Source organism: Klebsiella sp. CN_Kp088 (genome assembly GCF_040064335.1).
GTDB classification, from domain to species: Bacteria; Pseudomonadota; Gammaproteobacteria; order Enterobacterales; family Enterobacteriaceae; genus Klebsiella; species Klebsiella aerogenes.
The window spans coordinates 98,247-124,180 of sequence record NZ_JBEAIQ010000027.1 but is presented as its reverse complement, the minus strand read 5'-3'; the positions used below and the strand labels follow the sequence as shown (position 1 = coordinate 124,180).

22 protein-coding genes, 1 tRNA gene and 2 pseudogenes are annotated in these 25,934 nt (G+C 51.4%); 9 read left to right on the top strand and 16 right to left on the bottom strand.

What is annotated here, in order from left to right; genetic code table 11:
• Positions 1-110: 110 nt before the first annotated feature.
• Both ABLV08_RS17435 and ABLV08_RS17430 read right to left on the bottom strand, forming a co-directional pair.
• A complete protein-coding gene (locus tag ABLV08_RS17435) occupies positions 111-920 on the bottom strand; it encodes an inositol monophosphatase (protein WP_045363561.1) in 810 nt (269 codons plus the stop codon).
• Between the two features lie 116 nt (positions 921-1,036).
• Positions 1,037-1,993 (bottom strand): LacI family DNA-binding transcriptional regulator, encoded by a 957-nt coding sequence (locus ABLV08_RS17430; protein WP_161798778.1) that lies wholly within the window; start codon positions 1,991-1,993, stop codon positions 1,037-1,039.
• Positions 1,994-2,378: 385 nt separating this feature from the next.
• Between ABLV08_RS17430 and ABLV08_RS17425 the strand changes: the two genes are divergently transcribed.
• Positions 2,379-3,296, top strand: coding sequence for a hypothetical protein (locus ABLV08_RS17425; protein ID WP_348856080.1), 918 nt, complete (start codon positions 2,379-2,381; stop codon positions 3,294-3,296).
• A gap of 23 nt (positions 3,297-3,319) precedes the next feature.
• Here the strand turns inward: ABLV08_RS17425 and ABLV08_RS17420 are convergent.
• Positions 3,320-3,559: pseudogene (locus ABLV08_RS17420) on the bottom strand (integrase core domain-containing protein); the annotation flags it as partial.
• Between the two features lie 469 nt (positions 3,560-4,028).
• Between ABLV08_RS17420 and ABLV08_RS17415 the strand changes: the two are divergent.
• The 6 genes from ABLV08_RS17415 to ABLV08_RS17390 all read left to right on the top strand — a co-directional run bounded on the left by ABLV08_RS17415 (position 4,029) and on the right by ABLV08_RS17390 (position 11,853).
• Positions 4,029-5,102, top strand: coding sequence for a catalase family peroxidase (locus ABLV08_RS17415; protein WP_015703375.1), 1,074 nt, complete (start codon positions 4,029-4,031; stop codon positions 5,100-5,102).
• Entirely contained in the window at positions 5,099-5,683 is a 585-nt protein-coding gene (locus tag ABLV08_RS17410; RefSeq protein ID WP_063410813.1) for a cytochrome b/b6 domain-containing protein, read from the top strand. Before ABLV08_RS17415 ends, ABLV08_RS17410 begins: the two co-directional genes overlap by 4 nt.
• Positions 5,684-6,014: 331 nt before the next feature.
• On the top strand, positions 6,015-7,361 hold the full coding sequence (gene hdcC, locus ABLV08_RS17405; protein WP_015703377.1) for a histidine-histamine antiporter: 1,347 nt from the start codon (positions 6,015-6,017) through the stop codon (positions 7,359-7,361).
• Positions 7,362-7,395: 34 nt separating this feature from the next.
• Complete coding sequence (locus tag ABLV08_RS17400; protein WP_015369839.1) at positions 7,396-8,532, top strand: histidine decarboxylase; 1,137 nt, start codon at positions 7,396-7,398, stop codon at positions 8,530-8,532.
• Between the two features lie 116 nt (positions 8,533-8,648).
• Positions 8,649-9,917, top strand: coding sequence for a histidine--tRNA ligase (gene hisS, locus ABLV08_RS17395; protein ID WP_020077994.1), 1,269 nt, complete (start codon positions 8,649-8,651; stop codon positions 9,915-9,917).
• 145 nt (positions 9,918-10,062) lie between these two features.
• Positions 10,063-11,853, top strand: coding sequence for an ATP phosphoribosyltransferase regulatory subunit (locus ABLV08_RS17390; protein ID WP_032715776.1), 1,791 nt, complete (start codon positions 10,063-10,065; stop codon positions 11,851-11,853).
• Positions 11,854-11,885: 32 nt separating this feature from the next.
• Here ABLV08_RS17390 and ABLV08_RS17385 read toward each other — a convergent pair whose 3' ends face one another.
• The 8 genes from ABLV08_RS17385 to ABLV08_RS17350 all read right to left on the bottom strand — a co-directional run bounded on the left by ABLV08_RS17385 (position 11,886) and on the right by ABLV08_RS17350 (position 20,263).
• Positions 11,886-13,553, bottom strand: coding sequence for a Wzy polymerase domain-containing protein (locus tag ABLV08_RS17385; RefSeq protein WP_325923436.1), 1,668 nt, complete (start codon positions 13,551-13,553; stop codon positions 11,886-11,888).
• A gap of 1 nt (position 13,554) precedes the next feature.
• Positions 13,555-14,094 carry a fimbrial protein gene (locus ABLV08_RS17380; protein ID WP_348856078.1) on the bottom strand — a complete coding sequence of 180 codons (540 nt, stop codon included), beginning with the start codon at positions 14,092-14,094 and terminating at the stop codon, positions 13,555-13,557.
• A gap of 9 nt (positions 14,095-14,103) precedes the next feature.
• Positions 14,104-15,168, bottom strand: coding sequence for a fimbrial protein (locus ABLV08_RS17375; protein WP_151584343.1), 1,065 nt, complete (start codon positions 15,166-15,168; stop codon positions 14,104-14,106).
• Positions 15,165-15,770 carry a fimbrial protein gene (locus ABLV08_RS17370; RefSeq protein WP_015703381.1) on the bottom strand — a complete coding sequence of 202 codons (606 nt, stop codon included), beginning with the start codon at positions 15,768-15,770 and terminating at the stop codon, positions 15,165-15,167. Before ABLV08_RS17370 ends, ABLV08_RS17375 begins: the two co-directional genes overlap by 4 nt.
• Positions 15,771-15,781: 11 nt before the next feature.
• Positions 15,782-16,558, bottom strand: a complete 777-nt coding sequence (locus tag ABLV08_RS17365; RefSeq protein ID WP_015703382.1) for a molecular chaperone — start codon at positions 16,556-16,558, stop codon at positions 15,782-15,784.
• Between the two features lie 26 nt (positions 16,559-16,584).
• The gene (locus ABLV08_RS17360) at positions 16,585-19,056 is read right to left on the bottom strand and encodes a fimbria/pilus outer membrane usher protein (RefSeq protein ID WP_348856077.1); all 2,472 of its coding nucleotides are present in this window, start codon (positions 19,054-19,056) and stop codon (positions 16,585-16,587) included.
• Between the two features lie 40 nt (positions 19,057-19,096).
• A complete protein-coding gene (locus tag ABLV08_RS17355; RefSeq protein WP_032712484.1) occupies positions 19,097-19,645 on the bottom strand; it encodes a fimbrial protein in 549 nt (182 codons plus the stop codon).
• A gap of 69 nt (positions 19,646-19,714) precedes the next feature.
• The gene (locus ABLV08_RS17350; RefSeq protein ID WP_015369827.1) at positions 19,715-20,263 is read right to left on the bottom strand and encodes a fimbrial protein; all 549 of its coding nucleotides are present in this window, start codon (positions 20,261-20,263) and stop codon (positions 19,715-19,717) included.
• Positions 20,264-20,908: 645 nt separating this feature from the next.
• Between ABLV08_RS17350 and ABLV08_RS17345 the strand changes: the two genes are divergently transcribed.
• Both ABLV08_RS17345 and ABLV08_RS17340 read left to right on the top strand, forming a co-directional pair.
• A complete protein-coding gene (locus tag ABLV08_RS17345; protein ID WP_015369826.1) occupies positions 20,909-21,697 on the top strand; it encodes a winged helix-turn-helix domain-containing protein in 789 nt (262 codons plus the stop codon).
• 1 nt (position 21,698) lies between these two features.
• Positions 21,699-22,217 carry a hypothetical protein gene (locus ABLV08_RS17340; RefSeq protein WP_015703385.1) on the top strand — a complete coding sequence of 173 codons (519 nt, stop codon included), beginning with the start codon at positions 21,699-21,701 and terminating at the stop codon, positions 22,215-22,217.
• Positions 22,218-22,430: 213 nt separating this feature from the next.
• On the opposite strand, the gene ABLV08_RS17335 is transcribed toward ABLV08_RS17340, so the two are convergent.
• From ABLV08_RS17335 to ABLV08_RS17315, 5 genes and pseudogenes are all read right to left on the bottom strand, one after another.
• Positions 22,431-22,787 (bottom strand): putative T6SS immunity periplasmic lipoprotein, encoded by a 357-nt coding sequence (locus tag ABLV08_RS17335; protein ID WP_077202905.1) that lies wholly within the window; start codon positions 22,785-22,787, stop codon positions 22,431-22,433.
• A gap of 2 nt (positions 22,788-22,789) precedes the next feature.
• Positions 22,790-23,331, bottom strand: a pseudogene (locus ABLV08_RS17330) (type IV secretion protein Rhs).
• A 516-nt stretch (positions 23,332-23,847) separates the two neighbouring features.
• Positions 23,848-23,921: transfer RNA gene (locus tag ABLV08_RS17325), tRNA-Gly, on the bottom strand.
• An 80-nt stretch (positions 23,922-24,001) separates the two neighbouring features.
• Entirely contained in the window at positions 24,002-24,721 is a 720-nt protein-coding gene (actS, locus tag ABLV08_RS17320; RefSeq protein ID WP_077202870.1) for an amidase activator ActS, read from the bottom strand.
• Positions 24,722-24,808: 87 nt separating this feature from the next.
• Positions 24,809-25,723: a LysR family transcriptional regulator gene (locus tag ABLV08_RS17315; RefSeq protein WP_015369802.1), complete on the bottom strand. Its 915-nt coding sequence runs from the start codon at positions 25,721-25,723 to the stop codon at positions 24,809-24,811.
• Positions 25,724-25,934: the final 211 nt, after the last annotated feature.

Sequence of the window (25,934 nt, the reverse complement as noted above, 5' to 3'; positions counted from 1 at the left end):
ATAGTTTCTCCGACGGTCGGAGGCTTGACTGATTGATGTGCTTCGTCCGTGAGGGTCGTTATCGTTACTGTGTAGGGTACATAATCAGAAACAGCCCGAACCTGTAAGGGTTAATGTAATGGTTGAAGAATCATATTTTTGAGTTGGGGATACAGCGTTTGGCTGGCCAGCAGGAGGGGATTACCATGGCGAATCCCCTCCTGCGCCAGAAAGTCGTTGGCGACGCCCCCCGCTTCGCGCATCAACACCAGACCGGGTAAGGCATCCCACGGGTTCATGTGCGGTTCATAGTAGCCAATCAGGCGCCCGGCGGCCGCCCATGCGCTCATCAACGCGCCGGAGCCATTGCGGATGAACATGCCGCCATCGCTGAGCAGCGCGTCAAGAAAAGGCAGGAATTGCGCCGGCGTCACCCGATGCGACGTTCCGACGCCCATCACCCCTTCTTTGACAGTTGCTGCGGGATGTGGGCGAATTGGCGTCTCATTGAGCCAGGCGCCATGGCCCCGTAGCGCGTGGAACAGTTCACGATGATTGGGATCGTAGACGACGCCAACCACCGGCTCGCCGTCAACGACGATCGCCAGCGACAAGCACCAGGTATGCAGCCCATTCAAAAAACAGCTGGTGCCATCAATGGGATCAACCACCCATAGCACCCTGGCGTCCGGCATCTGCGTACCGCTCTCTTCGCCGAGAAAACCATCCTCCGCAAACGCGTCAGTAATGCGCTGCTTAACAAAGGCCTCTACGCGTTTATCGGCCACGCTCACCACGTCCTGTAGGTCATTGCCCTTATGCTCTACCGCCAGCGCCTCGCGCTGCTGATAGTATTCGAAAGCCAGCTCGGCACCCGCTTTCGCCAGCTCGCAGGCCAGGCGATAGCGGGTCTGTAGCGCAGAGGAATCCAGTGATGTCATCATTTACTCCTTTTGCACACGTGTGCAATTTTATTTAAAAAAGCCCCGAAGAGCGCAGTGAGTGTGGATGGATTTTAGCGATAATTCTGTGATCGATTCATCATAAAATGAATTTTTCATTTAGCGCTATTACGAATTATTAATTTCACAGCGACTTCGCGGTGACGTGAAGGTTGATTGAATTTGGCGATCCGGCTAACCAGCATCTCCACAGCGTGATAAGCCAACAGCGTGGTGTCCTGCTGGATAGTGGTAAGTTGATAGGGTTGCCATTCCGCCTGGGGAATATCGTCGAAGCCAATAATTGCCGGAAGGACGGCTGCTGGATTATCCGCTCGTAGCCCATCCATCGCCCCAATCGCCAGCATATCGGTGGCGCAAAACAGCGCCTGCAATCCTGGCCTTTCCGCGGCGAGCCGGCGAGCGGCCGCAAAACCGGACTGATAACCGCCCGTTTCGCAGAAATGCGCCGTGACAGCCAGCCCGCTGGCATGGTGAATAAACCCCTCGTAGCGCTGCCGGGTGCTGAAATTGTCACGATTTTCGCCAATAAAACCGACGTCCCGGCACTGGCCTGCGTGCAACAGCTCAGCGGCCAGTTTCCCGCCGAGCGCGTTATCGCTGCTGACGCGGTCGCAACCGGGAAGTTCAGCATGACGGTTGATAAGCGTAACGGGAATTTTTCGCGCAAGATACTCCTCAGCCAGCTCCAGCGGCGGCGCGCCGGAGGTGATAATGACGCCAGCGACGTGATAGCTGAGAAGATGTTTTAGCGAAGGAGCTAACTGCTGCGGATCATCGGCGTTCATCAACAATGGCATAAATCCATGCAGCGCCAACTGGTGGATCAGCGGCGCCAGCAGTTTACTGCGAAAAGGGTTATCGAACCCCGAAGTGATGATGCCGATAAAGTTGCTGCTGCCGGTGTTCATCGTACGGGCGATGATATTGACCTGGTAGCCCAGGGTTTCCGCGGCGGCCTGCACTTTGGCGCGGGTTTTCGGCGACACCGAGGCCCCAGGCGTGAAAGCGCGGGAGACGGCTGAACGGGAAACGCCGGCAAGTTTCGCCACGTCTTCTGCTTTAATCCATTTTTTATCGTTCATCGCTTTGATTTTTAAGTGAAATTAATAACCCATCGATGTATCGTTCAACTCATTACTCTCGTCACGCTGAGGAATGTTATCAGGGACGTTAACATTGATTCTTCCATCATACCTACTGGGGTAGAGGTACTTCAATGCGCGTTCTGTCTCCTGGTCGCACTCCCCCAGCCGCTGTGAGCGGGAAATTGATTTCAGATGATTTTTTCCATGCAAAAGATACCTGCACGTCGTCGTTTCAAAGAGGACTCGATCTTTTTAATACTCCATGTTTTACTCTTTCTGGAGTGTCGCTCATTAAAATAGCCGTATCGATTAATACCGTTGTTATTCTCTAGCACAAAAGGACTGCTTAATGAAACGTTATGCCTTATTCGGCGTACTATTGCTCACCGCATTTTCATCCCAGGCTACGGAAAAAGAAAACAATCATTCGATAAATGAATACTCGTTGCGCATTGATACAAATAATGCATTATGTATTGCTCACGCCAATGATATTGAAGCCTTATCTAACTATTATCAAAAAGAACCGATTATGGCGAGCATCAATGTCGCCCCTTTTCTTGAAAATGGAAAAAATACTTTAAAACTTTATTTCGCCAGCTTGACTGCGTTAACAGGGGATGAAACTTTTCCTGCCGACGCTCGGTGCCAGGGTTCGGTATCCCTGGTCAAAAACAATGACCGTCGCAATAAAACTAAACTCGCTGAGTTAATTGCATCAGTTGATGACAAACTGCAACCCACAGGCAAGTTATCCGTGGCGTATCAGGGAAACACAGACATTTCCGCCGTTTCTGAAGGACCGTTAAACAATACTATTCTGTATCAGGTCAGCCGCGAGTTTACAGTCAAGGGATTGCCGGAATGGGCCTGGACAAAGGCCACGCCATTTCAAGCCACAGAGGAAAACATTAAGAAACTGCGCGCGGCGTATACGGAAATGTGGCATCTCCTGAATAATAAAGAGAGCCAAAAAATCAAGGAAAAATACGAAATTGCTTCTCAGGAACAGGATCTGGCAAACGATTTGCCTCCCGGCACATGGTATCAATCTCTGGCAGTCAAGAAAAACATGGAGAAAAGCCACGGTGCTATTCCTATCAATTGGGATGAATATGAGTTAAAAATTCTTAACCATGGTCGACTTGTGCAGTATGAAGATCGCGGAATTTCCCCCTTGAGTCTGAAAGATAAAGACGGCGAACTTCTTATGAGCTTTACTCCTTATTTTTCTTTGATCAACGACCAGATGGTAATTACGCGCTAAGCCATGGTTTCGATATGTAGTGGTCAAGTAATATTGGCCACGGTTTTACAGTAAAAATGGTACCTGTTCTCAGACTCTTCCTGTGTCAACCCACCGTTATAATGGTGAGGTCTGACGCTGTTGTAGAAGTTCAATATATAACCATTAATTTGCTGTCGGGCTTGGTCCTTGCCTGCGTATCCATTCACCGGTCCCCATTCTGTTTTCAGACTGCTGAAGACACGTTCCATGGGACTATTATCCCAGCAGTTTCCCGGCCGATTCGCTCCGTAAAGAACCAATCTATATCAAGAGATTGAACTGTTCTGCATTCCCCCGTTCAATAAATGTCGGGGGGATTGAGCAGGAAGAGCGCCTGTAGCAACATTCCCAACAATATTCAGTCAGTGCTGAAAATCGTGAGCACTGGAAATATGGATTGCCCAACACGTGATTTTAGCGCCCCCACCTCTGAATCATAACGCCAATCTCAGCCGCCAGGTGAGGATAAGTTCTTTTTTAGAATCTCGATATCGTAACGAAAGTATAAATTTTTCGTGATATTTTTTCTTTTTTTCAAACACCATTTATAGTGAACTGTATGTCTCTTTGTAGGTTTATTTACTATAAAAACAAATTCATTATAAACCTAACAATGATACATCAACACCCCCTGTATTCTCACGATATTAAACGTGTTGCGTGCGATATATCACGCGTGACGTGAAATAAAACTTAACGATGGATACGTCTATGTCAAAACTGGATTTCCGATCCCCAAATACCTGGCGCGCGCTGGCGTCGATCGCGGTCATCGTCGGGGCAACGGCAGCGGCATTCGCCTGGACCTCTGGTTGGCTGGGTTCGCGAACCACCAGCCAGTCATTAGTCCCCGATCCAGACAAGCCGTTTCCTGCCGGGTTTCGCCGGGCGCACGGCAAAGGGATCTGTTTTAGCGGAACGTTCGAGCCAGCCGCTCCGGCCGTTTCTTATTCCACCGCGCGGCTCTTTTCACAGTCGGAAACCCCCGTTGTCGGGCGATTCTCCATTGGCGCAGGTAATCCACACGCGGCTGATAATTCAACGAAAACCCTGAGCATGGCGCTGCTACTGAAAACGGACGATAAACAGCAGTGGCGCATGGCAATGAACAACGAGCCCTACTTCGCCACCCGAAACCCGGAGGGCTTTCTTGCCATGAAGAAAGCCACCGCCGTCGACCCGGCCACCGGTAAGCCCGATCCGCAGCGTCTTGCGGTATTTTTACAGGACTACCCGGAAGCCGGTAAATATTTACAGTGGGCGGCGCAAAAGCCAGCGCCAGGCGGCTTTGCCGGGGCGACATTTTATAGTATTAACGCTTTCTATCTCGTGAACGCCGACCGCCAGCGCCAGCCCGTACGCTGGATGATGCGGCCACACGATCCATTTGTCTCTATCGCTGATGAACAGCGACAGAAAGCCGACCATAACTTCCTGTTCGAACAATTACAGCAGCGACTTTCTCAGCATCCTATTTACTGGGATTTGGTATTGCAACTCGCCCAAGCTGGCGACGCGGTGGATGACCCTTCGCAGCCATGGCCAAACGATCGCCAGCAGGTCATCGCCGGTACGCTCAAAGTCACCCAACTCGTCGCCCAAGCCGAAGGCGCCTGCCGTGACGTTAACTTTGATCCCTCCATCGTGCCTGCTGGAGTAGAGGTCTCTAACGATCCCGTCTTAAATGCGCGCTCTGGCGCCTATTCGCATTCCTGGAGCCGTCGCGAACGGGAAATTGGCTATGGCAAAGCAACCGAAGCCGTGCAAAAAACGGAGGTTAAATGAACTCTAATCACCACAAGCAAGCGCGCGCGCCGCAGCATTTCAACCCTCTGGCGAGATATCTGCATTGGCTGATGGCAATCATGATCCTGACCATGCTGTTCATCGGCGCCGCTATGATGACTTCATTACACCATCGCATTTGGTTGGTGGATGTACATCGGCCATTGGGGATCGCTATTTTGCTGCTGGCGCTCATCCGCCTGGCCAACCGGTTTTATAGCCGGCAGCCACCTCTTCCTGCGGAGCTCTCACGCTGGCAGGTGCGGGCGGCAAAAGCGTCACACTGGGCGCTATACGCGCTAATGCTGGCAATGCCATTGCTTGGCTGGGCGCAACTGTCGGCAGCGGGCGTTCCGATTGTTATGTTTGAAGGACTTAACCTTCCGGCCATTACCCCGACCAGCCCGCTGCTTTTTGCCTGGTTTCACGATGCCCATCGCCTGCTAGCTAAACTGCTCTTTGCGGTGGTGTTGCTACATCTCTCTGCGGCATTAGTGCACGCATGGATATTCCGCGACGGCGTGTTTGCCAGCATGGCGAAAAGTACCAGCCGGCCCAGTAAACCACCTGTAGAGCGGTGAAACTTAATAATTAGGTATGTTGAAGTAAAAATAAGGGGCTTTTGCCCCTTATTTTTTGCATCCGAAAAATCAGCAGCCACTCATTGTAGCGCTCGCCTATAAAAATTAGCCCTCCCGTTATTTATTAAACAATCACCACTAACCTTGATGATTAAATAAAAAAGGGGACGGAGTGAATTACCTAATCACTGTTTAAAAAATGTACCAAAATTAATATGTATTCGCGCATATCATTTTCAAAAAATGATGTAGATCATATTCCCCCCCCTGCCCTGTGAAAAAATGCGTTTAATAACCAAGTAAGCATTTACTTAATACAGAGGGGATATATATGGGAAGCGTCAGCGCGGGTACTGCGCAAAAAATGGGGTTAACAGCACTAACCCTTGTGACCGCATCAAATATGATGGGTTCCGGTGTTTTTATGTTGCCGACCAATCTCGCCGGAGTGGGATATATTTCACTATGGGGATGGTTGTTTACTATTATTGGCGTAATTGCGTTGGCGTTGGTTTTCGCTAAAACCAGCCTCATTACCCCTCGCGCGGGAGGGATCGTGGCCTATGCCAGCGATGCGTTTGGCCCTTTCATCGGTTTTCAGACGACGATTTGCTACTGGATTAGCGCCTGGATTGGCAACGTCGCGCTCCTCGTCGCCGGGGTCGGCTATCTGAGCTACTTCTTCCCGGCACTGCATAATCCGGTTTACGGTTGTATCACCGCTATCGCTATTCTGTGGGCATTTATTGCCTTAGGCAGCCTGGGGGCTAAAACGGCCGGGCGCGCGCAGTCCTTCACCGCCAGCTGCATGCTGGTCGTCGTGCTGGGTGTGGGCATTGTCGGCTGGTTCTGGTTTGACCCGAAAATGTTCTCTGAAGTCTACAACGGGACGGGCAACAGCGACAGCTCAGCGATCGTCTCCGCGGCCTCCATTGCGCTATGGGGTTTCTTAGGAGTGGAATCCGCCGTGGTCTCCAGCGGACAGGTGGAAAATCCTGAACGCACGGTACCTCGCGCAACCGTATATGGTCTGCTGATTGCCTCCGTATGTTACGTCGGTAGCTGTACCGTTATCATGGGCCTGGTTCCCCACGCCGAACTGGTCAAATCTGCCGCCCCATTCGCCGATGCGGCACGCTATATGTTTGGCGATATGGCCGGCAACATCGCCTCCGCGCTGAGTATTATCGCCTGTTTTGGCTCCATTTCCGGCTGGTTGATTCTACAGTCAGAAGGGCCGCGGGCCGGGGCGAAACAGGGGTTATTTCCGCAGATTTTCGCCGAGACCAATAAAAATGATGTCCCGATGAAAGGTCTGATTATTTCTGGCGTGCTGATGAGTCTGGTGCTGTTACTGACGGCTTCCCCCGATCTCGCCAAACAGTTTCAGGTGGTGATTCTGATGTCGGTATTTGCCTCCCTGCTGCCTTATATGTATGCCATTATCGCGCTACCTATCATCATGGTTTCTAAAAAGCTCAACCGTGGACGTGGTTTTATGTTTTATTGCGTCCTGACTGTCATCGGTATGATTTACAGTATATTCGCCCTGCTCGGTTCAGGTACCGATTCCATTTTCTGGGGCACAATTATGATGATGGTAACCATTCCTCTGTTTTCTTTTGTCGCGGCCGGACGTAATAAAAAAGGCCAGGATATTCTTTACCTTCAAAAATAATATTTTATTCACCAACATAAATATGGAGATTCATATGTCTTTATCTATTGCCGATCAAAATAAACTCGATGCATTTTGGTCATACTGTGTAAAAAATCGCTACTTTAACATTGGCTACCCTGAATCTGCTGATTTTGATTACACCATGCTGGAGCGTTTTCTGCGTTTCTCAATTAATAACTGTGGTGACTGGGGGGAGTACTGTAACTATTTACTCAACTCTTTCGACTTTGAAAAAGAAGTCATGGAGTATTTCTCCGGCATATTCAAAATCCCCTTTGCGGAAAGCTGGGGCTATGTCACCAACGGCGGCACAGAAAGTAATATGTTTGGTTGCTATCTGGGAAGAGAACTGTTCCCGGAAGGCACGCTCTACTATTCAAAAGATACCCACTATTCCGTCGCCAAAATCGTCAAACTGCTGCGTATCAAATCGCAACTGGTGGAGTCTCAGCCAGACGGAGAAATGGATTATGACGATTTGATCAATAAAATCAGGACCTCAGGCGAACGCCATCCCATCATTTTCGCCAATATTGGCACAACGGTACGCGGCGCTGTTGATAATATCGCTGAGATACAGAAACGTATCGCTGCGCTGGGGATCCCACGTGAAGATTACTATCTGCACGCGGATGCCGCGCTAAGCGGCATGATCTTGCCTTTCGTGGAGGATCCACAACCGTTTACCTTCGCGGATGGTATCGATTCGATTGGCGTTTCCGGACACAAAATGATCGGCTCTCCGATTCCATGCGGCATTGTGGTAGCCAAGAAAGCCAACGTCGACCGTATCAGCGTAGAGATCGACTACATCTCCGCCCACGATAAAACGATTTCAGGGTCACGCAACGGTCATACCCCTTTGATGATGTGGGCCGCCGTTCGCAGCCATACCGATGCCGAATGGCATCGCCGCATTGGTCACAGCCTCAACATGGCGAAATACGCCGTGGATCGCTTTAAAGCAGCAGGTATTGACGCGCTGTGCCACAAAAACTCCATCACGGTAGTCTTTCCGAAGCCTTCTGAATGGGTATGGAAGAAACACTGCCTGGCAACGTCCGGCAACGTGGCCCATCTGATCACCACCGCTCACCACCTGGACAGTTCCCGGATTGATGCGCTGATCGATGACGTGATTGCCGACCTGGCGCAACGGGCGGCATAAGAGTGAGCAGCGGCAAACTGCCGCTGCCCGCTGGACAATCTGGTGGGTTGCAGCGCCAACCGGAACCCGCCAGACCTGCACAGTATATGGGAATTTCGCATCAGGAGTCATAAACGATGAGTGCAAAGTTAAAAGCCATACGTGGTATGCGCGACGTACTGCCCGCCGAAACGCCAATCTGGCAGTGGCTTGAAAATAAATTCCGTCGTCTGACCTACCGTTATGGTTACCAGGAGATCCGCTTACCCCTGCTGGAACCGGTCGCCTTATTCGAACGTGCTGTTGGCGAAGCCACAGATATCGTTGCCAAAGAAATGTACAACTTTACGGATAAAAGCGGCGAACAGATTACGCTGCGACCCGAGGGGACCAGCGGCTGTATGCGTGCGGTACTGGAAAATAATCTGTGTTACAACAAAACCCAGCGCCTGTGGTATCAGGGCCCGATGTTTCGCTATGAACGCCCGCAGAAGGGACGGCTGCGTCAGTTCACGCAGTTCGGTGCTGAAGCCTTCGGCATGGCCGGGCCGGACGTCGATGCTGAAATGATTTTTATGGTCCGTGATTTGTTCCAGGAGCTGGGCCTGACCCCGCATGTCAGGCTGGAAATTAATTCTCTGGGCACGCCGGATGAACGGCGGGCCCATAAAGCCGCCCTTGTTGACTGGTTTAATGCTCATCGTGAGCAACTGGATGAAGATAGCCTCAAACGGCTGGAAACCAACCCATTACGCATCCTCGACAGCAAAAATCCGACCATGCAACCTATGCTGGAACAGGCGCCGCGATTGCTGGATTACCTGTCCGAAGACTCCCGTCACCATTTTTCGCTGCTCTGCGAACTGCTCGATAAGGCCGACATCCCCTATACCATCAATCCGCGTCTGGTGCGCGGGCTGGATTACTACACCCGCACCGTGTTTGAGTGGGTGACTGATGAACTGGGCTCACAGGGTACTGTCTGTGGTGGTGGCCGTTACGACGGCCTGGCGGAGTTATTCAATCCGAAGGCGTTGCCAGCCTGCGGTTTTGCCATCGGTATCGAACGCCTGCTGTTACTCATTCAGACCGTCAGCCAGAAAGATAATCCGTTGTGGCATTTTCACCCTGACGTGGTCATTACCAGTGAATGTCAGGATGATGGCCTGCGGGCCCAGATGCTGGCGGAGCTACTGCGCCAACGTATTGAAAAGTTAAGCGTGATGGTGGATTGCAGCGGCAACAAACTTAAACGCCAGCATCAGACCGCCCTGCAAAGTCAGTGTCGCGCGATAATCACGCTGAATACCGACAATGAGATACGGCTGTGGGACCTCGCCAGCTCCCGTCAAATGACGCTCGAAGAGAAAGCGCTCATTGACTGGCTGCAACAGCACTGCCAGTAAACACGTCCAGATTGGGTACCGTGCGGCAGGACGGTACTCGTCCCGGCGCTAATCCCGCCTTCAGCATTTCACCCTGACACACAGCGAGATCCTTAAGCAGAGAACCGTGGACATGCCGAGAAAAAACAGATTATTTATTCCGGGGATGCCGCATCTGGCGCAGCTTCGCGGGCATAATGGCGAGGAGTTATTCCGCCACGAGGAGGATTACTCTGCCTTCGAACGGTGTATGCAAGACGCGGCGCAACGTTACGCCGTGTCTATTCATAGTTGGTCACTTGCCGTCCCACGTATCCTGCTGCTGGTCAGCGCTCCGGATAAACAGGCGCTGAGCCGTTTTATTCAGCATATCGGACGCAGCTATGTGCCTTATTACAATCGTCGTTACCAACGTCATGGCGCATTGTGGGACAGCCGCTACTTATGCAGCCCCCTGGAACCTGAAACCTATTTCCTGGCCGTGAAGCGCTTTATTGAATGTGACGAGGACGGGAGCCCGGGGTGCCATAGTCACGGTAATCTGCCTTCAGGTTTGATAGTCCCCCATCCTGTCTGGCTCAAGCTCGGTGAGAATGAGCAACAGCGACAGGCCCACTTCCAGGAATTCTGCCGGCAACCGGTAAATCGGGCGCTGGTGACCAGGATTCGCCATGCGTTGGCGCAAAATTGCCTGCTCGCCTCGCCAGCATTGAGCCAGCAACTTGAAGCCCAGATGGAAAGGCCGCTGCGGGCACGACATTGCGGCCGCCCGCGTAAATATGAATCCTCTCCATCAGAACAGTGGACCTGGCTGGAACTTCAGGCTGAACAGTTTCTGCGCCAGCATGGCTATCAACAAATCAGGTTACCCTTACTTGAACATACATCGCTATTCGCCCCAGGCGGCCCGGTGATGGCCGACAAGGGAAAATTACGTGGCGATGGGACAACCGGATGTCTGCGCCTGATGGCCGATAACCCTCATACCGCAGTAATGAGCCGGATTTGGTATTCGGGCGCCATGTTCCGTCAACGCTCCCTGGATGGAGATATCCGGCAAAATCATCAAATTGGCGTCGAAGCCTTCGGCATGCCGGGGGTTGATATCGAACTTGAGCATCTGGTTATGCAGGCGGTTTTCTTCAGGCGTATTGGCCTCGGTGAAATGGCGGAACTGCATATTAATATGCTGGGTGACGAGGCCTCGCTGGCGGCTTTCCGCCGGGCGTTGCGCGATTACTATCAGCCCATCTCGCGTTTGCTGAACCCGGAGCAGCAGCACTGGCTGGAGAAACATCCGGAGTGGTTGATCCATCATGAGGATATCCTTCTTCAGCGTCTTGCTCCTGCGGCGCCCTGCCTGGCGGATTTTATTACCGTTGACTCCCGTCATCGATTCCAGCGACTTCAGCACGCCCTGACCCAAGCCGGTATTGCCTGGCAATACGATCCTGCGCTGTTTCCCGCCAATGACTATTGTCAGTTGGTCTTTGAATGGCGCAGCATTGCCATGGAGCGCGAGTTAATCATCAGCCGTGGCGGCCGATACGATGCCTGCGCCAGCCGTATTGCTGAAAAACCGGTTTCCGCCTGCGGTTTTGCATTCATGATGGAGCCGATTGTCACTCTGCTCGGTTATCGTCCCCAACCCGCCAGAGCGCATCCGCCGACCGACATTGTGATTATTGCAGGCCAGCCTCGCGTGGCTGCTAAGGCAGTGCTGCTCGGGCGTAGCCTGCGTCAGCAATTTCCCTATTTAAGCATCATCAACGACTGCTCTCCCCAACGAATCAGCACCCGCTATAAAAATTCCAGACGCCTGGGGGCGAGATTTATTCTTGAAATCGAAGGCGACGGAGAAACGGTTATCCTCTCTGATTCACGGGACCATCGTATTAAGATTTGCACGCTTGATAACATCACCGATCGGCTCGCGCAGGTCGTTCTGTCTCAGTGATGAACGCAGGCCGATAAGAGGATATGTTTATCTCACTCCATTATTTGATTAAAAGGACGTCGCGCATCCTGCAGCCATGGAATACGCCTATCATTCGGGTATACCAGACAAAAGCGTGTCGCCAGACGATGCGCCTCGGCCAGGTCTCGCTGCTGTAACGCCAGCAAGATCTGCGTGAAGGAGACATTCGGGTCCGGTTGAACACGCACATAGTCTGGCGCCCAGCGGCGAACGGCTGCCAGCCAACGCTCATCACGGGTATGTTGATATCGTTGTAGATACCCCATCTGGACATCAAACCGGTAGCGAGTGGCAAGCAGCCAGCCTCCCACAGGGAGAGATTCGGCCAGACGCCACTGTGTTGATTGTCGCTCCGCCAGCGTCAGTTGCTGTTGCGTATGCAGCGTGAGAAACAACAATGGAGTGATGACAGCAACCGCGATCAATGCCACAGCGCGCAACAGCGACGCCAGGGTGAGCGGCAGCCGGGCCCCTTTTCGCCGGCAGTCTGCGCAACGAAGCAACAAAATCAGCAGTAGCCAATGTGGCGTTGACTGCCTGACGGGGTATTCCGTCAACATATGGATAACCACGGGTAGCGCCGCCACCAGGCAGGCGCGATGCCAGCGATTGCCGTACAGCCAGAGCCATAAACCACTCGCCATAAAACAAAGCGCCCCCAGCAGTCCAATCAGACCGCCCTCCACCAGCCACAGCGCCAGTTCGTTATGCGGATGCGAGATGCTGCTCAGCCCCAACGGCCCCGCGCGTTCAAGAAACACGGCGGCGAAACTGCCCACGCCCCATCCGGTCCACGGACGTTCGGCAAATAATGCCAGCGATGCTTTCAACACTGTCCAGCGCACCTGGGAGGTCGTCAGGTGATTAATCGTCACCACCGACAAGAAATGGCGAGCAAGCGCGCCCGCAATCATGCCTATCGCCAGCGGCAGCAGGAGTAACAGCAGCGTACGGCGCTGCGCAGGAAAAACCGCCAGCAGCAAGACCTCGCCTACCGCCACAGACAGGTAACCGGTTTGCGACTGAGACTCATGCAGTACAAATCCCATTATCACCAGAGCAATCGCGATGATAATTCGATATCCGCCACGTAGCCGTAAAAAAAGCAATGCTGACAGCAGCACGCCACACGCCGTGAAGCTGGCCATCAGATTAACCTGCTGAAAAATACCGTAGGGGCGTGTACCGCGCCGCCAGGCAAACTCCCAGTAATTCACCCCCGGCCAATGCCAGTATTGATAGGTAAACGCCAGACATTCGAGGACACACGCGCCCCAGAGCAGAGCCAGCAGTACTGTCAGCGTGTTTGTCGTAAGCGGAATTTGCAACGTCGCCAAATAGACAAGCACGCCTCCCAGCAACGCCCCCGCGACCAGCAGCGCCTCGGACCGCCAAACCTCAGGCGTCAACAGACAAAGCAACGTCAGAATGAGCGCCCCCATCGTAAACCCCGCGGCGGGTATAGTTATCCGCCAGCGTTGACGAGGTACCAGCATCAATGCGCTAGCTGCCAGCACAACGGCATAAATCCATGCCGTTATATTTAGCGGCAACGACAAACCGCTACCGCCGTTATTCGGCCAGTAGAGATGCATTGCCCCACCCCAGAAAAACAGACTGACAACCAGCAATACTTTCTGCGCCGGCAGCGGCGCAATACGATGCAATGCGTTCATCATGCTACTGGTAGCTCAGCGTCCAGGTCCCGCTGGCGCTGAAGGGGCCGTATTCGAGAGTCTGATTTTTTAACGCCGACGGTTCCGCCGCGACCCATGCCAAAAAGTTCAGCGTCATCGAGCCTTCAGTAATCTCTTTGACTGACGTGCTTTCATCAAGGCGGATTGCCGTACCATCCTCTTCGCTCATTCCGATGCCGATTCCGGAGGCGCCTTGTTCACTGCTATCCAGCGCCAGATGATCCGCCAGCTCCGCATCTTCACTTCCGCTGAAAGTGACCGAGATCCCGCGAAAAACCTCCGGGTTGCAGTCGCGTAACTCAATGCTGAATTTTTTCGGCTTACTGCGCCCCGAGAGATAGAGATCCTGGGTCGCGATTTGCCCGAAATCGACCTCGATTTTGTCGCCTCCTGGCGCAAGGCTGCAGGCCAGCGCTCGAATGGTGCCGTGAAAATACATATCGCCGCCGACCAGCTTAGTGTCGGCCTGCGCCAAGCCGCCAAGCAGTAGCGCGCTGGTGGCGATTAACAGCGTAAATCTCATGGCATCCCCCTACTGAAACTGCGCGACAACGGTGGCAGAGGCTTCAAACTCACCTTCTTTGACGCTTCCCACGCCCGGTTTGGCCACCGGCGCGGCGGTAAGATTCCAGTCGCCCTGATTCTGGTAAAAACCCTTCACGTTGTAGAACTGATTGGGCACGACGGTGCCACCGCTCGCGTCTTTAATCATAATGCCGAGATCGTCGCGTTTCTGTCCGCCACTCAACGTGCCGAGAAGATGATCGTTAAACCCAGCCGTACCTGACGCCGTGGTGGTTTGTACACCTAAATTGATGTTCAGCGCGCCCTGATCGAAGCTGCCACCTTCACAGACCACGTGTATCGGGATCGACTTGCTGTAGTTGGTACCGTTGAGCCGGGCGGCGGAGCCTGGCAAATCGCCAAATTCGATGCTGATTTTGTCTCCCCGATTAAAGATGCATTTGTCCGGCACCGTAATGAGCCCGGATTTAATGACCACACGGGAAATTGGCGTTGTCGGCGTAGGGCCAGCGCTGCCCAGACGTCCAGCAACCTCCACCAGCGACTGAGAAGTGATATTGATGCCGTTAATAATGGGTTTAGTGACAATAAACGTCACTTTTCCTTTAGAGCCACTTTCAATGTTAGTGGCTCGCTCGTAGCCCCTGCGCTTTTTGCAGCTGTGGTCGTTGTAGCGATTCGAAAAGTTGGTGAACGGCGCCTGAACATAGTTGTTATACCGCCCGGCGACCCATACCTGGACTTCCACATCCAGGTACTCATTCAGACGAAAACGGTTCGCTCCCTGATTAGAAGGCGGCATGGTGGTCGTGGTGGTGTAGTAAATCGGCTGTCGCGAGATGTCGGCCTGCTCACAATGAAAGTCCACGACATACCAACTCCCCAAATTCCAGGTGAACGGATCCGTTCTGCCGCCCTCGTGGTTTTTGCTGACATCCAGTGAGTTCAGTTCAATATCGTACTGATGCGGCGATCCGCCCTGAGGTTCTCCCTCACCGAGAGTAAATGCCTGCCCGGCCAGCGGACAGCCAGCCAGGACGACCCACAGCAGCGCTTTGTGCAATACGCTCATAGATACTCCAGCTTAAGTCTGACCAGACCGTTAAATTCGCCAGCGGTCACCTCCTGCCCAAAAGATTCCAGCGCGGCAAGAAAGTGAATCGCGTTATCGCCCGGCTTGAGGATCCACATGCGTTGCGGTTGATTCAGGTGGATCAACTGGTTGCGTTCGGTCAGTAGCCGAATGCCCGCGCCGCGCACATCGCCGCGAATCCGCCCAAGATCGCTGTTTTCCGGCGCACTTTCGGCCATCAGTGTCATCGAAACGCCACGCTCCACCGTACTGTGCGACAGCTCAGGGAGCTCGCTGGTCTGCCCAGGGAAGTCCTTTAACGTGTGCCCGGAGCCTTTTAAGCAGCCATTCAGGTGCAGCGTCACCAATACCGGATCGCTGCGATCGCCGCTCTGGCGAAAGCGGCTGGCGGAAATATCACCGAGATCGATGGTCTGATCGCGTGAAGCCATATCCAGCACGCACGGCGAAACGAATACCCGACCGTGAAAGCGGACGTTGCCATACTCGCCGGAAACGTTGCTCATATCATGGCGGCCGCTTGTGGCCTGAACCGAGCAGGCCATGCCTGCCATCAGCAGAGCGCAAAGCATCTTTTTCATTTACGAGTCCTTTACCGGGGCTGTTGCTCCATCGGCAATGCTTTACACACATTGCCTGTGCAGCTGAATTTCAATTCAGGGTGACCGCCAAAATCGTTCACGTACATCATGCTGAACTGGCTGACGCTGGCGTCCGAAACCTTGAAATCGAGAGAGGATTTTGGCGGGATCATAATCCCCGGGAAATCAGTCAGTCTGCCGCCGCCCTGGGCTTCAGGTTTGCGGCTCAAGCCGATTAAGGTGACGAAGTATGGCGTTGGGTTATCCACGGTCCAGCGCTGACCCTGCTTGTGAAAGATCAGTTGGTTTTGCCACACCGCCCCCGGCGTTTCCGGCACGATAGCTGTCGGCCGATAGAACAATTTGATCCGCGACTGCATCGCCAGCTGCAGCACGTTCGGCTTATCCGGTTTTGGCGGAATTTCACGCACGTTCAGGTAGAACAGACTCTCGCGATCCTGTGGCAACGCGTTAACTCCGCTGGTTTTCGTCACGCGGGCGATTCCCTTCTGCCCACCGTTAATCCGTTGCAGCGGCGGTAAGACCATTAATGGCGAGGTAATTTTTGTTCCGTGGGCGTCCTCTACCCACGACTGAGCCAGAAATGGAATGCTCGGGCTGGTGTTGGTTAAGTTCGCACTTACCGAGCGAGCATCACCGGTGATAATCATGCGTGTACGGTCGAGCGCAATACCCGCCCACGAAGCATTGATCTGGGCAATAAAAAACAGGCCACAGGCGACGGGTTTAAGCCAACGGCGCGCGAATTTAAGAGATTGATTATTCATGACAAAATTCATTCAGGTTATTGAAATTATTCACAAGGCAACAGCACGTTACCTTCCGGGTTGATTTGTTGTGGCACCTGTAAGTGACACTGCGCACGGCCAGCCCAGGCAACGGAAAGACGCTCGGACGGATTCACCCCCGCAATCCAGGCCATGCCGTTTTCCATCACCATGGCGACGCTGACGCCGTTGGCGTTAAACACTTCGGCGCCAAACGGCGGCACCGAGCCATCCTTCAGGCGCAGCAGCGCCATCATTTTTTGCCCCTGCGCGACGGCAAAGCGCTGGTAGCCAATAGCGCCTTCCGTCAGGGTGTTAGTCACGATCGCTTTGGTCGCGGAAATGTCCTCGTCCATGGCGTCCACATCGATACGGGTATCAAAGCTGTGATAACTGACGACGTCCGGTACAACAGCAATACCGAAACGATTTGAATGCGCCTGTTCACCGTTAAGCGGCACATTGGCAACGCCATCGGTATCAACCATCACTCTGGCGGTATTCATTGACGCCTGACTGTTATGTAGCGCCGCGCCGTGACGCGTCGCCGTAAAGCCGCCGCGTACCGTGCCGCCAACGGAGAAATAGCGTGATTGCTGCCAGCTGACGTTAGATTCCAGTTCCGCCATCATGCTGCGATGCTGGTAATAGCCATCAAATGCCGTATGCCCTTCACCGGAAACCCCTGCGCGCAAACGCCACGGATTGTTACGATCGCGGTTATCGGAATACGAAACCATTTGACTGGTTTGGTTACCGCTGTTCTGTAATTCATAATCCATAGAGCGACCATCACCCCATGGCACTGAAATTGAAAGCGAGAGACTGTCGTCCCGCTTGCCCTGATACTCAGAGCGATAAGCCGCGAGGTTGGCGCTGATCCCCTGGATACCCGCGAAGGAAAAACTGTGTCCCATCGATAACCCGTAACGATCCTGGGAACCGCGATCCCAATAGTTCTGGTGGGTATAGGTGAGGTAGAGCGTGGTCGCTAAATGCGGATCGTCAGCAAAAAAGGTTTTGTTGCCGGTAACGGTGTACATCTCTTTTTCGTTGCCGGCGCTGTTGTTACTTTCATACTGCTCGTCGAGAAACTGCGAGAAGGTACGGAAATTACGCTGTGAAAAGCGGTATCCGGCAAAGGTAATCGCGCTGTTGTACTCATCAAAGGTTTTGGCATAGCTGAGCTTAAAGGACATGCCTTTTTGTTCAGCCTGATGCTTCACCCGACTCACGGATTGCGTCGCATCGGCCGACAGCGCTCCCAGCCAGCTTAAATCCCGTCCTATCCCCATCGACCAGGCGTTGTAGCGCTCGCCGGTGAGCAACGCGCCGCCGTACAGTGACCATGCATTGCTCACCCCCCAGGAAAAATCGCCGCTATAAAACGCAGGGCCCTGAACGTCGTGGTTATAACGCGACGGCTTACCAACCGCGGCGTTGTAGCGAACATAACCCGGACGCGTCAGATAAGGGATATCAGCCGTATTGACCTGGAAAGTTTGTACGCTGCCATCCTGCTCTTCGACGCGCACATCCAACGTACCGCGTACCGAACCGTGCAGATCCTGAATATTAAACGGCCCAGCAGGAACGGTGGTTTGATAGATAACACGCCCCTGCTGACTGACGGTGACCTTCGCATTACTGCGGGCGATGCCGTGCACTTCAGGCGCGTAGCCCTGCAAATTTGGCGGCAGCATACGCTCATCGCTGGCGAGGTTGACCCCGGTGAAGCGCACCGAATCAAAAACCTGAGAATTCAAATAGATTTCGCCGACCGTCAGTTTTGCAGCCTGCATCGGTAACGGGCGATAAGCATAGATCTGATCCCAGTCGATACGCCCATGATTATCATCTGAAGCGTAATTGGCCTGATACTGGCCACGAAAACGCCATGCGCCGAGGTTAAAACCAGTCTGCCCATAGCCGGACAGAGAGCGATAATGATCGCCACCCTGTTCGTAATGCGTGGCCTGTCCTGAGATGCTGTAGTCAAAAATCAGCCCGGCGACGCCGTTATCCCAGCGCTCAGGCGGCGTCCAGTCTGGGTCGCTATATTTCATCCATGCCTGAGGCACGGTAATGTCCAGTACGCCTGCGCTATTATTCAGCGCCACACCCGGCAGGTGGGAAATGTCATAGCAGGTTGCGTTAATGGGATGAATATGGGTCAGCGCCTCTTCTTTGAGCGCCAGTAACTCAAGTTGTTGCGGCGTCAGACACGCTATAGATTTATGTGAATTGGCCGGATCGGCGATATAACGGATTGTCTGCTGAGGAATCTCCTGGCTGTTAATTCGAACATCCAGCAGATATTCTCCGGGAGCCACAAAGTTGCCTTCGGAAAAACGCTGTAAATCGACATTATGCCTGTCGCTGGCATCCAGTACGTCGGTATTAAATTCAATAGCCTCATCCGCTTCAGCGCATGAAGCGGCGCAGACCAGAGCAATAAATAGCGCCAGACGTTTTTTATCTGTTTTCAGCGTGATCATTTTCGTTCGCAACCTTCAGATACCCGAATTGCAGTGCAGCTCAGAGATAATTCACAACAAAATGCGTGACCGCAGTAAATTCGCCAGATGTCATTCTTCCGTCGCGGGAGATCAAATAAGCCGTAAATTTAAGCGTATTTTTTCCTGGGTTAAGTACATAGTCCGGTGATGGTTCGCCCAGATGAATTTGCTGTCCTTTGCTGTCGTATATTTCTATCGCTAAATTTTCAGTTTCCGATTGCACGCTTAGATAATCTGGATTGTCCCTATCGGGGGCACCGGAAAAAGTAATATTGGCGCGTTGAAACACATTACCGGGGTGTTGAGAATCCCCTAGTGAGCATCCCAGCAAATGAATGCTGAAATTATGCGCAGATACTTTTTCAGGTTTACCGGAAATATCTCTGGCTGAGAGATCATCGAATTCAACCAGTAGCGACCGGTCGCGCGGATCGACATAACAAGCAGCCTCAATAATATTTCCCCGCATACGCATTTTTCCGGGCGTACTGACAAGACGGAGAGTGTCAGCCGAAACCCATGCAGGCGATATGAAGATAAAAAGCAGTAAAATACGCCATCCAGGCATAACCGCATTTCCTTTCAGTTATTCGCAGGAAGGGTTAAGCAGGCGCGATAATGCGCCCGCTGCAGATCGTTACTGATAATCGATCTGGAAATTAACGGTAGATTCGAAATCACCCGGAGTTACCGCTGCAGATGCGTTGTTTGCCTGCAGGTAAGCGACGAAATCAATGTCGGTTTCGCCATCGGTAATGTTGACCTGAGAGGCAGCTTTACCCCACTCAACATCCTGGTTGCCGCTGTCAACCATACCGATGCCTGCGCCCTTGGCGGTACCAGAGGTGAAGGCGGCTAGCGCGTTGTTGTCTGCATCAATAGTTGCCGGGGTATAAGTTACGGTAGCGGTTTTTGCGACAGTCGTATCGCAACCCTGCAGAACAATTTTGGCATGTTTAACGCCAGCACGTTGGTTGTCTTTTAACTGAGAAGTTGGGATCTCGCCAAAATTCACCTGCACCGGGCTGGATTCTGGCGCCAGACCACATGCGGAATTAACGAGAGAGCCGGTGAAGTGGATTTTACCGTTAGTCGGTTCAACATTTTTTGCAGCGAAAGCAGAAGAGGCAGTAAAAGTCATTCCCGCCATCAGCGCACAGGCCACAGCCACGTTTTTCATTTTCATATTACTACTTAACCTTATATCTGTTTTTGGGTTATTCCGACGATCTATTTCCGCAGACAATTCCTGTCCGGGAAAACCCGATCTCGCGGTGGCGGCAGCGCATATCCTTGCAAACAATCCATCTCGAACCGCACCGTATTTTGAACTTCATTGGTATTCCATCAGAAATACCGTCCACAGTCGTTTACGCTGTTTCGGGGCTTATATTAAGTCGACGAAAAATTGACACAATGCCAAAATACGGAATCAATCAAACTCAGGAAATCGTGTTGCTCTCCAGCCTGCAGATCGATCATTTACCTAAAAACCAGCCAAAAAACACGCAACCAACAGTGTTAATGTCTATTATTTATAGTTTTTATAGAGTTTTTAACTATCAACTATTTTTTAATTTAGAACAGATAACTGGCAAAATATATTTATAAAATATTTTTAAAAATTGAAATGGATACCAAAAGTGAGTGCTGACAATAAGATAGTGAAAGAAAGGAAGGAGAATGAATGATTACATAAAGAATATTAAAATATTGTTATGTAAATGATAATAAAGCGATCTATGGCACAACCTCTTTTTATAAATGAATTATGTTATGCTGTTGCTTCCCCCACTCGAATGCGAGATATCCTGCTTTAAAGGAGACATCAGTGATTTCTCATATACCAATAAACAAAATTAAATCCGTAATTATTGGTGATGGTTTAGTTTTCAGACCACTTAAAAATACCCTAAAAGACGTGGCATCTGGTGAAATAGCCACATTGAATAACGTGGCTACACAATTACTGCTCTATTTGTTGCAAAATGGTAAAGAGATATCCTCGCGCGATGAAATTCTGCTGAATGTTTTCCAGCATAATGGCGCCAGAGCGACGGATGCGAATCTTAACCAGCACATTTCATTTTTGCGCAAAGCCATTACGTCGACAGGTCATCCTGCAGAACTCATCGTTACCATTCCTCGTATTGGATTTCGGATGGGCGACGTCAATATCAATATTCAGCTACAGGAAGAAGCGCAAACGGCCGCCAGAGTTGCCTATGTTGCATCGACGCCGAGGAGAAAGAAACCAAACCGGTGGCCTGTCGCTATCACAGCGTTAATTACCAGCATCGCCGTACTGGCAACAGCGTGGTTAACATGGATACCCAATCATATAGCCATGACGGACGCAGCTATCTTGCGAACCATCGACTACGAGCAATGCCGTGTACATATATTAGGAAATGCACTCACAGACACGATAACCGAAAAGAAAGCGCTGGATATTTTCAAGTCCGTGGGGATTAGCCCCAACTGCTCGCACCCTAAAGACCTGTATCTTAATACCTGGGCGAGCAACCATAACCTGGTTGAGTGGTCGTTTGCCGCAGAATGCGGCCTCAACCTCGGCTATTACCATTGCATCAGCCAGTATCGCCATCATGAGGAATGATATGAAGCAGGAAAGCGATCACTCTTTTTTACTCTGGTCAGTCGTAATCGTCATTATTGGGCTGGCAGCTATCGCCTATTTGATTATCACTGGGAATGCTAAAAAACAAGAAATCAGTTTTTCCTGCTCCTCGGAATTCACGTCGATAATCGACATCCAGAATACCAAAAAGGAACTCCACGGAATCATGTTGATTACCAGCTACAACTCCGGGCATCTTTCATTATCAGTGCAAGGAAAGCTCAAAAGCGATGACGGCGAGTTTGCTGTAAACCGAAAATTGTTCTTTCGGTATGCTCGTCCGCTTGGACATACTGCCGGCGTTTTCATGCTCACCCCCGAGGGACGCGAAAAATCCCCCGATGATAATGCAACGGACGCTGTCGATTACCTCTTCTTCGACGCTTACGAACATGCCGACAAGCTGTATATGTTAAAGCGCCTGAATGAGGAAACGGTTCTTATTGGCGATAACTTTTCACCCCGCTTCGCCTGCGTGATGAATCACTTCGCAGATTAATCACCTTCTGGATATGCGTCGGGTTAAGGATGACCTGATGTATCTCTAAATATGAATGGCACGATTATGCGAGATACTTACAGTAAGACAACATGTGAAGCCGTCAGGCGACTTCATCAGGATATAGCAGACAGTGAAATTTATCAGATGTCCATGTACCCGAAGGAGCGTGTAGTGGCGCAGCGTGGGGTTATTCTGGGGCAGAATGCCCCCTTATTCGTTGGGATAAGAAAATTCAGCAGTGACTAGATGTGACTCTGATTTATCAGATTGGACGTCATACGCGAAGTTATACCGCTCTCCAGGCGTAAACTTAAATCCGAACACAGGAAGACACTCACCCTTCGGTACATAAACAGGCTTGTCATCGAAAATCTTGTGAAGAGAGCCGCTATTATCGCTATTGATTTGAATAGCAGTGATCCGTTCCTGTGGCTCCAGTGGTGACACCACACAAACTTGATTATCTTTGATTAATGCCGTTGTAGATTCACGATCTACCATTCGATCGCCAGGCCCAGGGCATCCCGTTAAGAGAAATACAACACCCAGCAACATTTTGTTCTTCATGTTTAACGCCCCTTCCCTGTTACGATTTTCTGGTAAAGCGAAGGGACATCCTGCAACATATCTACGCCCCTGTACATCCCCATGCGCCCTGCTCTCTGATAGTAGGACCACTTACTGATCCCATAAACCAGTAGTAACCAGTAATCAGCTAAAATAGAGGCTTGCTGCTCAAGAGAGTAATCGGTGAGCTTTTCTTTATCCAGCCTGTAGGTATATTCAGCAGCCCAGCTAAACGCACCCCGCATTCTCACCCATTGCCCGTGCTGGTGTTGCCAGACATGCCCCAGTTCATGGATGAAAACATATTTATCTTCAACGAAAACCGAGTTTGCGGAAAAGTCTTCCCTGTACATCTGTTTTCTGTACCACAACCCCCGTTGGAAGTCATCGCGTAGTTCTGTTTCTGGAGGCCGAACGGTAAATAGCTGTCGCAATGAATCCAGACACGGCTATAAACTATCGAATCACCGAATACCCTACGAGCCATTGCTATCTCGCCTAACGTCATCCGGCGTAATGTTCCTTCCTCTGCCTGGGCGCTCATAAACAGTCCTCCTTGTATGTTTTATATCAGGGTATCCAGGGGGGCATAAAATGCGCAACTAACAGATTTTGGGCAATAGAAGCCATAAAGCCCCGTTGGTGATACAGCAACAAGCGGAGCGTAACAACTTCATTAGATTGTCTGATAGATCACACCTTATCAGGGTGCTCGTTTACCTTTCGGAGCATGAGTGAAGCGCTGGCAGAATCGAATCTGTAGCTATCTATCCACCTGTTTATGAGGCTGTGCAGCCTTTACATTGGGCTTAAATGCGTGTGACCAATCTGTCGATGAAATGACAATGCCCAGTTAGGTTTTTGTTCACGTTGTACTATCGCGGTATGACTCTGGAACTGCGCCAACGTTAAGTTTAACTTTCATCTAACCGTTAACTTCACGTGAAAACTAACAGTGTATTTTTGAGTGGTACTACGAGAGATTGCTTATATATACGGGGTCAGTAACCTGTTTCAAAAACAGCAAGTTACAAAACATGTGTGACTACAAGAGAAATTCTGGAGCGGGCGAAGGGAATCGAACCCTCGTATAGAGCTTGGGAAGCTCTCGTTCTACCATTGAACTACGCCCGCGAAGAGGTGCGAAAAGCATTATAGACCTTACGCACCCTGTGGCAAGCCCGGATTGGGCTAACTGCTGATAAAATAACCTTTTAGCACTTAGGCTTACTGCCTTGCGGCGGCAGATAACGCAGCGGGTCGATGGCCGTGGCGCGATAGCGAATCTGGAAATGCAGCCGTACGGAATCAGCGTCCGTACTACCCATGGTTGCAATCTGCTGGCCAATCTTCACGCTCTGGCCGTTATTAACCATCATCTTATCGTTATGCGCATACGCGGTGATGTAATCCTCGTTATGCTTAATCATGATCAGGTTGCCGTAACCGCGCAGCTGGTTGCCGACGTAGACCACCTTACCGGCGCCGGCGGCGTAAACCGGCTGGCCGCGGGTACCGGCAATATCGATACCTTTATTGCCGCCATCGCGGGTGGAGTACGGCATCACCACTCTACCGCTGGTCGGCCAGCGCCAGCAGCGCTGCCCCACAGGCGGCCATGAGGACTGCGGCACCGCCGATGATGGCGTCACGGCGGCTGTGCGGGTGCTGGAGGATTTTTTCCCGGCGGTGCTGCTTTTTGATTTTGAACCGCCGTTAAGTTTCAGCTTCTGCCCGACTTCAATAGTATATGGCGGAGAGATGTTATTCAGGCGCGCCAGATCGCGTACGCTGGTGCCGGTACTACGGGAGATCGCATACAGCGTATCGCCGCGTTTCACGGTATAGGTGGACCCAGAATCGGAAGTACTGGAACAGCCGGCTAAAGTCAGGCTAGCAAGCAGCATTATCGCGATATAAAAGCGTGTTTTCATCAGGCGTCCTGCACTCAACGGTTTCTCATCTCGGCATCATGGACGAATATCATACCAGCCCGAGGGACGATCCCCAATGTTCTACGCTTATTCTACGACCTCTACTCCCTTCGGCGCGTTAAATGGATAGCCTCCGGCGATAATATCCATCAACGCCGGGAGATACGACATCGACGGTAATTTCACCAGCGCCGGATAAAATATCTGCGGCGAGGGGAAGACATCAACCACATAGCAATGAGGCAGTTTTTCAGCATTCACTTCCGAGGATGGCAACAACGTCGCCGCTTCCAGTCCGCCCTCCAGCCAGTCGAGAATTACTCCTGGTTGGGTAATATGCATAATCACTTTCGCGCTGACGCCGGATTTACGAAACAGATCCATCAGCATCTCATAGGTGCCGGAATCTTTCGCCCGGTGAAGCAGCACCAGCGGCATCGTCGCCAGCGCGTTATAATCGAAGGGGTTAGACGGCGGCTGCGGCAAACATTTTTTATTAATGACGGCTACCAATTTTATCGGGTCAAAGGAGACATAATCGAAACCCTCACTACGGTAGGGTCGCTGTATTAAGGCCAGGTCGATAGCGCCTTCATTTAATAACGTTTCCAGATGACTTGAATCGGTCACCGAGATATTTATTGCCGTTTCTGGATTTCGCCGATAGAGCTCCATTAATAAAGGCTGAAAATAGTTTTGATAAAGATGAGTTAAGCCAACGCGCACTTCCGCACGGGTCTTTTGCGCAATATCGGCCGTTTCCCTGGCGGTATCTTCCACCTGGCGTAATATTTCACAACCCTTACGATAAAGAAAATAGCCTGCTTCCGTTGGTTCAATACGGTTGCCGCGGCGTTCAAAAAGCGACACCTGCAGCTCTTCTTCAAGCTCCTGTATCCGCTTACTGAGCGGCGGCTGCGCCATGTTGAGCGATTTCGCCGCCTGGCTAACCGAGCCATGTTCGACCACCCGGCAAAAATAGCGTAAGCGCTTCAGATCCATTATCTAACCCCTCTTTATCTGCAGGTCAGTATTGCACTAATGGAATCAAATAAAAAGCCGCGCCAATTTATCCATTTTAATTAATCATTTCTTAACAGCTTTTTAAATTAAACCTTTTTGATCTACTGACCATCCGGTAAACGGTATTTGTTTAATTATTCGAACAAAAATATTGTGCGGTTAGCAAAATTGCTTTCCCAAAGGAACACTC